This is a genomic window from Phocicoccus schoeneichii (assembly GCF_014635565.1).
Classification (GTDB): domain Bacteria; phylum Bacillota; class Bacilli; order Staphylococcales; family Salinicoccaceae; genus Phocicoccus; species Phocicoccus schoeneichii.
On record NZ_BMDB01000005.1, the window covers coordinates 20632 to 31423 of the forward strand.

Sequence of the window (10792 nt, forward strand, 5' to 3'; positions counted from 1 at the left end):
CCCTACACATTCTAAGAATATGTGGGAGTTTCTTCGTTTTCGTTCTTATTCGATTGGGTTCCCATGTGTTTATCAGTAATGTCTTCGCCAGTTAAGCTGAAGTATTCGCGCTCGCGTTTGTTAAATCCAACAATCTCATCTACGCCGACGTCTCGCAAGATGCGTCGCATATTTTTATTATATTTACCGAGATCATTCGGGAAATGTCCGTCTGAACTCGTCGTAAATGGTACACCATGTCTTGAAATTATTTGCACAAATTTCTTAGACGGTGACACTTCTTTTAACTTCGTGTGATATCGCATACCTGCGTTCAACTCGCACACTACATCATGTGTCTTCAATGATTTCGCGATTTCTTCATAAAGATAAAGTAACTGTAATTCGTCAACTTTTCCTAAAATCTTAATATTGTCGAGATGCGCCATCATGTCGAACAGACCGCTCTCAATCGCAAGCTCTGTCGTCTTGTAATGCGTTTCATATAAATGCTCGATCTTGATTTTCTCAAATGTAGGCAACAATTTCGGATTGCTAATCATCAGTCCATCGTTAAAATGTACAGCACCTACCACATAATCAAATTCATATGGCTCTAACAAATTTTTAAGCTCTTCATCGGCACCATCAAAATAATCGACTTCAATTCCAACACGAAGTTCGATTCCGTAGCTCGCCCACTTTTCTTTTTGAGACTCCACTAAGTGAATAAAATCATCGATGTAATGCCACATCACTTGATTCAGCCATCTCGCCTGGATTTTACCATCTTTAGATTTAGAGATATCCATATATTTTTTATAGTACTGTTTCGCTTCATAAAATCTGTACAAGTGGTCAATAATACCAACAACTTTTACTTCATTTTTAATCGCTGCTTTAAGATAGTGATCCATCCACCATTCTGAATAATCCCCTTCTTGCATGCGTTTCAAAAATAATTCGGATTTCTCAGTCATATCATAGATTGAGCGCTTATCTTTCTTGCCCTCAATTTCGTATATAGATTTGATTGTTTTCTTAAAGAATCGATTGGAATACGGCCCTTCTTCTAAATGCACGTGCATATCAATTTTCATTCCATTCACTCTCCTCAATTACTCAATTTAATCGTACTAAATCGACATAAAGTTTATATTGAGCAAATGTAAATTTTCAGTAAATTCAAACATTTGGTTGACAATTGTTTTTTTGTTCGATATAGTAACATACAACTTAATAATTGCTTATCCAGAGTGGTGGAGGGACTGGCCCTATGAAGCCCGGCAACCGATTACAGGTGCCAATTCCAGCAGGTAAAACCTGACAGATGAGTGAGAATCAGTTTATGAGTCTACTTATCTAATAAGTAGACTCTTTTTTATATCTTAGGGGGAATTTAAAATGACAGAGAATTTCAAGTTTGAGACGTTACAAGTACATGCAGGACAAACGGTAGATAAAGAAACGAACGCTCGTGCCTTACCTATTTACCAAACGACAGCGTATGAGTTTAATAACACGGAGCATGCTGCAGATTTATTCAGCCTATCAAAAGCAGGAAATATCTATACAAGACTCATGAACCCAACATCAAGTGCATTTGAAGCACGCGTTGCTGCACTTGAAGGTGGAGTTGGTGCTGTTGCGGTCGCATCAGGTATGGCTGCAATCACTTATGCAATTCAAGGTGTTGCACAGAATGGTGATCATATCGTATCAACAAGCAGTGTCTACGGCGGTACGCATACATTATTCCAACACACCTTGCCACGTTTTGGTATCACAACTACGTTTGTAGATACGGATAATTTAGATGACGTAAAAGCTGCGTTTAAAGAAAACACGAAAGCTCTTTATATCGAAACAATCGGTAACCCAGCTGGAAACATTGAAGACATCGAATCTTTAGCAGAAATCGCACACGAAAATGGTGTGCCCCTCATCATCGATAATACATTCGCAACACCATACTTATGCCGTCCAATTGATTTTGGTGCAGATATTGTTGTCCATTCAGCAACTAAATTTATCGGCGGACATGGAACGACAATCGGTGGTGTCGTTGTGGATTCCGGTAAATTTGACTGGAAAAAAAGTGAAGGCAAGTTTCCATTACTGACTGAACCAGATGAGTCATACCATGGACTTGTATATGCAGATGCGTTTGGTCCAGCAGCACTTCTTTACAAAATTAGAGCAGGTCTCATGAGAGATACTGGTGCCGTTATTTCACCATTCAACTCATTCTTACTTGTCCAAGGACTTGAAACACTGTCCCTCAGAATGGAACGCCATGTTGAGAACACAAAAAAAGTAGCGGAATACTTAAAAAATCATGACAAGGTAGAATGGGTGAACTATGCAGGTCTTGAAGACAGTCCGTACAAAGCTTTAAAAGATAAATACCTACCAAAAGGGCCGGGTGCCGTATTCACATTTGGAGTTAAAGGTGGGTACGAAGGTGGTAAAGCATTCATTGAGAATCTCGATTTGTTCACACTGATTGCAAACGTTGGAGATGCAAAGTCTCTTGTGATTCACCCCGCATCCACAACACACCAACAATTAAGTGAAGAAGAGCAAAGAGCAGCGGGTGTGAATCCTGAAACAATCCGTTTATCTATCGGAATTGAACACATCGATGACATAATCGCGGACATTGAAAAAGGGCTATCTGCGATTGATGCGTAATTAAATTCTTTAGCATAATTGTATAAAAAGAGATTACCGTTTAATATATGTATATTACTGTATTTAAAGGAGTTCACATGATTGAACAACAGACGGTCAAATCGTTCTTTTTCAACATATTAAATGGTATGGCGCTTGGAATCGTGATTGCACTGATTCCCGGGGCTTTGCTTGGAGAAGTTTTTAAGTTTCTTGCACGTTACTCTGATGTATTTACGACGCTTGGTTCATTTTTAACCATGTTTTCTATTGGGGCATCGCTCATAATTGGTGTTCTTGCGGGTATGAATTTAAAATTCAATGCACCGCAGACGGTGATTTTAGCAGGTGCGGCATTTATAGGATCAGGTGCGTTAAAGGTGACACCTGAAGGATTTTTAGCAAATGGTATGGGCGATTTAATTAACGTCTTATTTACGCTATTCATTTCTGCAGGGGTTATTTACTTTATTGGCAATCGACTTGGTTCATTAAATATTGTATTGCTCCCTGTATTAGGTGGAATCATACCTGGGGCTATCGGTCAGTTTATCTTACCGTATTCTAAACTTGTGACTGGTGCGCTTGGTAATGCGATTGCTCATTTCACGGAGTTGAATCCTCTTTTAATGACGATATTAATTGCGACGACATACACGTTACTTCTTGTGACGCCAATTTCACTTGTTGCGGTAGCAACCGTAACAAGTCTATCTGGACTTGCGAGTGGTGCTGCAAACCTTGGGATTGTTGCTGCATGTTATGTGTTCTTATTCGGAGCATTAGGTTTGAACAATCGTGGGACGATTACGGCTCTTGCGATTGGTACGGCTAAGATGATGATGGCGAATTACTTTAAGCATCCGATTATTGCCGTTCCGCTACTTATTAACGGGATTGTGATTGGCGCACTTGGGTATTTCATGAATGTTCAAGGCACGCCAATGTCAGCAGGTTTCGGATACACTGGACTCGTTGGTCCTATCAATTCCCTTCAGTTTATGGATGGTGAGACATCTATGAACATACTGAAACTTGCCGTCGCATACTTTATAGTACCGTTCCCATTTGCGTATATCGTAAACAAGCTATGTCTGAAATATTTACCAGGTTATAATAAAGAAAACTTCATATTTAAAGGATAAAACCATGGGGCATTATGCTCCATGGTTTTCTTAATATCTCCATCCATCAAATCGGTAGTTGAAGTGCAGATGGTTTAAGTATTCAATTCCGACACCTGATAAATATAACACCACTACAGAAATTAACATCCACATGATGACATCTTTCTTGGGTAATTTCGCAGTATACTTGAGTAACATTCCTAAAAGTCCAACCTGCAAGAATAAATCTAAACCTATTTTTGAAATCCATAAATTATCTGGATTTAGTAGAGCCAGTGAGTCAATAGAGAATCCACGTGTTGTTTGGATTGGTATATCAAATATCACTTGAATAAACTGCAATATAATTCTGTAGACGGTGATGATGATCATTAAAAAAATCACACCCGACAGTGCAACATCTTCTTTAATGAAACGTTTCGATACACGCACATAAATAAGTACAAGTAAGAATAAAGACATGATAATCAGCCAATTGAGTGCGGCAGACATCAGGGCACGTACTAGAAAACCAAGTACGAGTATCGGATTGATGATTCCAGCAGTGAGTCCCTCAATTCCTGCATCATTTGGTATGACAATAAACATGCCGATTGCAACGCGTAGCACAACGAGTGCTGTTACAACTAAGGCAAGCATCTTTAGAGGTGGATATTGTGTTAATCGTTCGAAACTTTTCTGAAAAGGTAAACGCATTTCTTTCATTCCATCACCTAATGTATCCGTTTTCTTTTATTCTATACTAAACTTGCTGTAGATACTAATTTTTTTGAAATTTACAAGATAAAAACACTCTCACCGAGGTAAGAGTGTTTATGTGTTTTTCAGGAATTTCTCAATATAAAATGCAGATTCCTCTATTGATTTGTATTCTGTGTTGATGACTATTGCATTTAACTTATGAAAGATTTCTTCCGCGTAGATGAGTTCTTCTTTAATGCGTCTCAAGCTATCATAATCAATTTGTGACTGAAATCCAAGAGTTCTCACGCGTTCTGAACGAATATTCATAATGTAATCTGGACTTGCTGTGAGTCCAAATACTTTTAACTTCAGATTCTTAAATACGGGTTCTGGAATTGGCACTTCAGGAACAAGTGGGATATTCGCAACCTTGTATCCTTTATTGGCAAGATACATACTGAGTGGGGTTTTAGATGTTCTCGAAACGCCAACAATTAATGCATCTGCATGTTCTAAATGCTCGAAATTTTTCCCATCATCATATTTTACCGCAAATTCTATGGCTTCAATGCGTTTAAAATAGTCACTATCTAATCGACGTGCGACGCCACTTTCGTGAACTGCACTGACGTTCATCTTTTTTTCGATGATGCTGATTAAGCGCGTCATATAATCGATATAAGAAATATGATGCTTCTTTGAATATTCTTCACCAATTGTGTTGAGTTCACGGCTTACTAGTGTCGTGATTACAATCGCATCTTTTTCTTTAGCAAGATTTAACACATTACATAGTTTTTCTTCATCATCTACATACGCAAATCGTTTAATTTCAGGTGCATCGATGTTTGGAAATTGTGCGAGAACCGCATGAACCATGTGATCTGCGGTCTCACCAATTGAATCCGAAACAATGTAAATCAGTAATGGTTTAGACATTTACTTAACCACGCTCTGTGCAGCAGCAAGCATTGCGCCTGGTACACGGTATGGAGAACATGAGACATAAGACATGCCGATGTCATTGAAGAACTGAATCGATCTTGGATCTCCTCCGAGCTCGCCGCATACACCTACTTTATAGTTCGGGTTATGTGCACGTGCTTTTTCAACTGCCATCTTAACAAGTTGTCCTACACCATTAATGTCGAGCGACTGGAAAGGATCTGTTTCTATAAGTGCACCATCTACGTATTCACCAATAAATTTACCTGCATCGTCACGAGAAAATCCGAATGTTAACTGTGTTAAGTCGTTTGTACCAAAGCTGATAAAGTCTGCAAGTGGCGCAATTTCTTCGGCTGTTAAGCATGCACGTGGTGTTTCAATCATGACACCCACAGTGTAATTGACCGTCACTCCCGCTTCAGCTTCTATAGACTCAGCGCGTGCCTTGATTTTATCGCTCAACGTTTTGTATTCTTCTGCAGTTACGATTAAAGGAATCATGATTTCTAAATTCGTTTCAATTCCTTCTTCTTTCAGCTTGATTAGACTCTTTAACATCGCTTCAGTCTGCATTTCATACAGTTCAGGGTACGTGATTGCGAGGCGACATCCGCGGTGGCCAAGCATAGGGTTTAATTCATTAAGATTCGTGATGTACGATTTTAATAACTCTGTTGTTACGCCGAGTTGATTTGCGACATTATTAATTTCATTTTCAGTATTCGGTAAAAATTCGTGTAATGGTGGATCCAATAATCTTACAATCACCGGACGTTCACCACTTAACCTGAATATTTCCTCGAAGTCACTTTGTTGGTACTCTAAAATTGTATCGAGTGCTGCCACACGTTCTGCATGATTTTGCGCTAATATAAAGCGACGCATTCCGATTAAGCGCTCTTCTTGGAAGAACATATGCTCCGTACGGACGAGTCCGATACCGCTCGCATTAAATTCGAAACCCGCGTTTATATCCTTAGACGTTTCCGCGTTCATACGCACATCCATTCTAGAGATTTCTTTCGCCCACGTCATAAATTCTGCAAATTCGGTTGACTGTTCTTGGTCTTTTTTCGTAATTTCTCCTAGGTATAACTGACCAGTAGACCCATTGACCGAAATGATATCGCCTTCTTTTAATACACCATTTGCGTATGTTGCAACACCGTTTTCCCCATCAATTTTTAAATCAGACACAGCTGTTACACAACACGTACCCATACCACGCGCAACAACCGCTGCGTGAGACGTCATACCACCGTGCGTTGTCACAATCGCTTCCGCAACCACCATTCCTTCAATATCTTCCGGTGATGTTTCTGGGCGCATTAAAATGACTTTCTCCCCCGCCTCACCGAGCGCTTTCGCACGCTCTGTTGAGAATACGACCATACCCGTTGAAGCGCCAGGCGAAGCTGGCAATCCATATTCAGAGATGCGCTCAGCAGTTTCTAGGGCTTTATCGTCAAATTGCGGATGCAGTAGTTGGTCAATCGACTTCGGATCGACCATCATGATTGCATCTTCTTTACTGATTACGCTCTCTTGCACCATATCGTATGCTATTTTTACGGCTGCACTCGCTGTTCGCTTACCATTACGTGTTTGTAAGATAAAGAGTTTGCCATTCTCAATCGTGAACTCTATATCTTGCATGTCTTTGTAATGAGTTTCTAGGTTTTTAGTGATTCCGACAAGTTCTTCGTAAACTTCTGGCATCTGTGTGTTTAACACTTCAATTTCTTGTGGTGTACGAATACCTGCAACAACGTCTTCACCTTGTGCGTTTAATAAGTACTCACCGTAAAGTTTGTGCTCCCCAGTAGATGGGTTTCTTGTGAATAGCACACCCGTTCCACTATTGTCCCCACTGTTACCAAATACCATTTCTTGAATGTTTACTGCAGTACCTAAGTCATGTGGGATATCGTGAAGATCGCGGTAGATTCTTGCACGCTCGTTATTCCAAGATTTAAATACAGCCTCAACCGCTTCAGTCAGCTGATCGATTGGAGACTGTGGGAATGTTTTATTTGTTTCTTCTAAGTATACTTCTTTATATTTTTCTACGATTTCTTTTAGACCATCCGCAGGGATATCTGTATCGAGTTCGTATTTATTTTCTTCTTTATACGATTCAAAAATAGTGTCGAACACGGACATATGAATGCCGTAAACGACTTCTCCAAACATTTGAAGTAAGCGTCTGTAACAGTCATACGCAAAACGCGCATCCGAGGTTTTAGTTGCGAGCTTCTCAACGTTCTCATCGTTTAGTCCTAAGTTCAAAATAGTATCCATCATACCAGGCATCGAGAATTTCGCACCACTGCGCACAGAAACTAAGAGAAGATTGTCTTCATCTGAAAAAGTCTTTCCAGTACGCGTTTCAAGAGATAAAATTGCATCACTCAACTCTTCAAGGAGATCGCTTGTGAGTGATTCACCTGATGCAAGATACGCGTTACATGCTTCGGTTGTAATTGTAAAACCATCTGGAACAGGAAGACCCAAGCGTGTCATTTCCGCTAGGTTCGCACCCTTTCCACCGAGTAAGTCTTTGCCACTGCTGTTTTCATCATTAAAAGCATAGATTAATTTCGACATATAACACCTCATGAATATATTGTTACTATTTTCACATAATAACTTGAGATAATTATCACATATCTTGGTTACGCTTACAAGCCAAAACTTAAGTTTTAATAATTTATTTTAGGAAAGAGTTATGAAAACATCCAGACTTTGGCATGAAAAAAGAGTCAAGCTCATGTATGCTTAACTCTTTCAAAGATTATTTCACTTTTAATGTTTCAATAAAGTCGTTGACAAATCGTTCTGAGTCTACTGATATACATACTTTCATGTTTGGTTCTTTACCTACTTGTCCTCTAAAGTCTGCAATTGTTTGTTTTCGCTAAATAAATAAACTACAAATAATAGGACAAAACAGCCCAGTAAACCCCAAAGTATTGAAATCACAATTTAGTTCCCCGCTTCTCTTAATTTGTCTAAGACTTCTTGTTCTGTTGGCATACCTTCTTGTGCGCCAAATTTACTGATCGCTACTGATGCTGCGGCATTCGCAAATCGAATACTTTCTTTTAAATCTCTTCCATTTGTGATTGAACTGATGAATGCACCGTTGAAGCAATCTCCTGCACCTGTCGTATCAACAGGGGTTGTTTCAAATCCTGGTACAACTTGTTTTTCATCACCCTCAAAATAGAAACTACCCTCTTTTCCACACGTCACAATGAGCTTATCTTTATAGTCTTCCATCAAGTTTGGATGGAATCTATTCAGTTGTTCGAGCTCAATTTCGTTTGGCGTAATATATGTACATGCTTCTAGAATTATGTCTGTTAATCTTTGTGCTGGTGCTGGATTCACGAGCAACGGAATCTTGTGCGCTGCACAAATTTCTGCAATATGATTCACTGTTTCCATTGGAATTTCCAATTGAGTCATCACAAAATCACTTTCTAAAATTCTTTCTTTATGTATATCCACAAGTTCAGGTGTTACTTCCGCATTTGCACCAGGTATGATAATGATTGAGTTATCATTGTTACTCACTGTTACACATGCGATTCCTGTTGGCGTGTTTTCAAGTGGTGTACGTTCAATCATATCGATGCCAAAGCTGTCAAAAGTCGATAAAATTCCGTCTCCAAATGCATCGTCGCCAACTCTTCCAATGAACTGAACGTCGTTGCCGAGTTTTGCTGCTGCAACTGCTTGGTTACCACCTTTCCCACCACAAGTTGTTTTGAAGTCTTTTCCGATTACGGTCTCTCCAATTTGTGGGTGTTCATCTGAAATCACAACTAAATCCATGTTAAGACTTCCAATTACTGTAATTTTTGATTGTTTCAAAGCGTTGTGCCTCCCATCTGTAATGTCGCTTTAAGTATCGTATCTCCCACTTCAATATTTGACTCTACTTTTTTGATTAGTGTCTCGCAGGCGATTTGTCCCATTTCATAAATTGGCTGACGCATTGTCGTGAGTGGTGGGGACAGCATCTCACTCATCAATATTCCGTCAAAACCAACGATCTGCATCTCTTCTGGAATTTTTATGTTCCGCTTCAATGCTTCTTTCATAAAAATAGCTGCAATCAAGTCATTGGCACAAAATAGCGCATCCGGGCATTCATGCGTGTCGAAGAAGTGTCCGGCCTTATCTTTGATTTCATTACTATTAAAGTCAGATTCAAAGATGTTAAATGAAAGACCAGCTTCTTCCATCGCTTGTTTATAGCCCTCTCTTCTGTCGAGCGCCGTATTGACTCCAGCTGAACCTGCAATGTGGACAATCTGTGTTGCGCCTTTACTAATGAGAAACTCCGTCATCTCTTTAGCTGCTGTTACGTTATCCACTGCGACAGTTGGATAATTTAAGTCCGCGGATCGGTCTGTCATGACAATCGGAACTTCTATACTATCCCATTCCGCCACTGTAGGTAATGCTGCAGAAATAATGCCTTCAACGTAATATCGTTTAAACATATCTATGTATCGCTTCTCTGCCTCGCTGTTCTCATCAATGTTGCAGAGCATCACTGTGTATCCATACTTTGAAGCAGTGTCTTCGACACCGCGCGTTAACATGGGAAAAAATGGATTCGTAATATCAGGAATGACGAGCCCAATAATTTTGGACTGCTTATGATTGAGCGCTCGAGCCATCGCGTTTGGATGGTAGTTGAGTTCAGCCATTGCGTGTTCAATTTTTTTGCGACTTTCAGCGCTTACATACCCATTGCCGTTGATGACGCGTGAAACAGTGCCGGTAGATAGACCAGAAAGTGCAGCCACGTCTTTAATAGTGACCATTACAGCATCCCCTTATTTATGATGTTGATTGGCTAGTGTGTAACCGGTAACACATTACATAATATAAAGAAATGTAAAGTATGTCAATACATTGTGAATTTTTTAATATAGTTGTAATAAAGAGAAAGCTCAGAAACATATGATTTAATGCATTTAATATAATTAGAAAGCTGGCGAAATACGTTATGAGTAACTTTATCTTTGATTTCCATAATGGTGTTTATGTTTATTTAAACGATTAATAATTCAATAAAAAAACGACCCTTTGGTCTTCTATTTAAAGAAGCTTTAGGGTCGTTGTTTTTATGTTTTATTTCTATTTCAGCCAATTATATGGCAGTGATTTTTTCTGTACAGATACCCACTTCAGCTCTGTAAATTCGTCCACCACATACGGACTCCCGAATCTTCCTATTCCACTGTTTTTCACGCCTCCAAATGGGATGTTCGGCATATCGAGTGCTGGCATTTCGTTCACATGCGTCATTCCACTTTCCATTTCGACTGCGAGTTTCTCTCCACGTGCTATGTCTTTCGTAA

9 protein-coding genes and 1 riboswitch are annotated in these 10792 nt (G+C 39.5%); of the genes, 2 read left to right on the forward strand and 7 right to left on the reverse strand.

Features of this window, described 5'->3' with window-relative positions; translation table 11 throughout:
• Window positions 1-11 precede the first annotated feature (11 nt).
• A complete protein-coding gene (locus IEU51_RS09115) occupies window positions 12-1079 on the reverse strand; it encodes a PHP domain-containing protein (RefSeq protein ID WP_186086574.1) in 1068 nt (355 codons plus the stop codon).
• A gap of 144 nt (window positions 1080-1223) precedes the next feature.
• A riboswitch (SAM riboswitch) is annotated at window positions 1224-1316 on the forward strand.
• 67 nt (window positions 1317-1383) lie between these two features.
• Here IEU51_RS09115 and IEU51_RS09120 point away from each other — a divergent pair.
• Both IEU51_RS09120 and IEU51_RS09125 read left to right on the forward strand, forming a co-directional pair.
• Window positions 1384-2673, forward strand: coding sequence for an O-acetylhomoserine aminocarboxypropyltransferase/cysteine synthase family protein (locus IEU51_RS09120; protein WP_186086577.1), 1290 nt, complete (start codon window positions 1384-1386; stop codon window positions 2671-2673).
• A 77-nt stretch (window positions 2674-2750) separates the two neighbouring features.
• Complete coding sequence (locus tag IEU51_RS09125; RefSeq protein ID WP_186086580.1) at window positions 2751-3797, forward strand: PTS transporter subunit IIC; 1047 nt, start codon at window positions 2751-2753, stop codon at window positions 3795-3797.
• Between the two features lie 30 nt (window positions 3798-3827).
• On the opposite strand, the gene IEU51_RS09130 is transcribed toward IEU51_RS09125, so the two are convergent.
• The 6 genes from IEU51_RS09130 to IEU51_RS09155 all read right to left on the reverse strand — a co-directional run.
• Window positions 3828-4484, reverse strand: coding sequence for a hypothetical protein (locus IEU51_RS09130; RefSeq protein ID WP_186086583.1), 657 nt, complete (start codon window positions 4482-4484; stop codon window positions 3828-3830).
• A gap of 108 nt (window positions 4485-4592) precedes the next feature.
• The gene (locus tag IEU51_RS09135; RefSeq protein WP_186086586.1) at window positions 4593-5402 is read right to left on the reverse strand and encodes a pyruvate, water dikinase regulatory protein; all 810 of its coding nucleotides are present in this window, start codon (window positions 5400-5402) and stop codon (window positions 4593-4595) included.
• Complete coding sequence (gene ppdK / locus IEU51_RS09140; protein WP_186086589.1) at window positions 5403-8018, reverse strand: pyruvate, phosphate dikinase; 2616 nt, start codon at window positions 8016-8018, stop codon at window positions 5403-5405.
• A gap of 378 nt (window positions 8019-8396) precedes the next feature.
• The gene (gene rbsK, locus IEU51_RS09145) at window positions 8397-9290 is read right to left on the reverse strand and encodes a ribokinase (RefSeq protein ID WP_229713945.1); all 894 of its coding nucleotides are present in this window, start codon (window positions 9288-9290) and stop codon (window positions 8397-8399) included.
• A complete protein-coding gene (locus IEU51_RS09150) occupies window positions 9287-10252 on the reverse strand; it encodes a LacI family DNA-binding transcriptional regulator (protein ID WP_186086592.1) in 966 nt (321 codons plus the stop codon). Before IEU51_RS09150 ends, rbsK begins: the two co-directional genes overlap by 4 nt.
• A gap of 316 nt (window positions 10253-10568) precedes the next feature.
• Window positions 10569-10792 (reverse strand): aldehyde dehydrogenase family protein (locus IEU51_RS09155; RefSeq protein WP_188349301.1); only part of this gene is annotated, 224 nt, incomplete at its 5' end.

Bases quoted from the DNA above. Each gene is read 5' to 3' on its own strand.
- IEU51_RS09115 (WP_186086574.1), bottom strand. From the start codon at position 1,079: ATGAAAATTGATATGCACGTGCATTTAGAAGAAGGGCCGTATTCCAAT.
- IEU51_RS09120 (WP_186086577.1), top strand. From the start codon at position 1,384: ATGACAGAGAATTTCAAGTTTGAGACGTTACAAGTACATGCAGGACAA.
- ppdK (WP_186086589.1), bottom strand. From the start codon at position 8,018: ATGTCGAAATTAATCTATGCTTTTAATGATGAAAACAGCAGTGGCAAA.
- IEU51_RS09135 (WP_186086586.1), bottom strand. From the start codon at position 5,402: ATGTCTAAACCATTACTGATTTACATTGTTTCGGATTCAATTGGTGAG.
- IEU51_RS09125 (WP_186086580.1), top strand. From the start codon at position 2,751: ATGATTGAACAACAGACGGTCAAATCGTTCTTTTTCAACATATTAAAT.
- IEU51_RS09130 (WP_186086583.1), bottom strand. From the start codon at position 4,484: ATGAAAGAAATGCGTTTACCTTTTCAGAAAAGTTTCGAACGATTAACA.
- IEU51_RS09150 (WP_186086592.1), bottom strand. From the start codon at position 10,252: ATGGTCACTATTAAAGACGTGGCTGCACTTTCTGGTCTATCTACCGGC.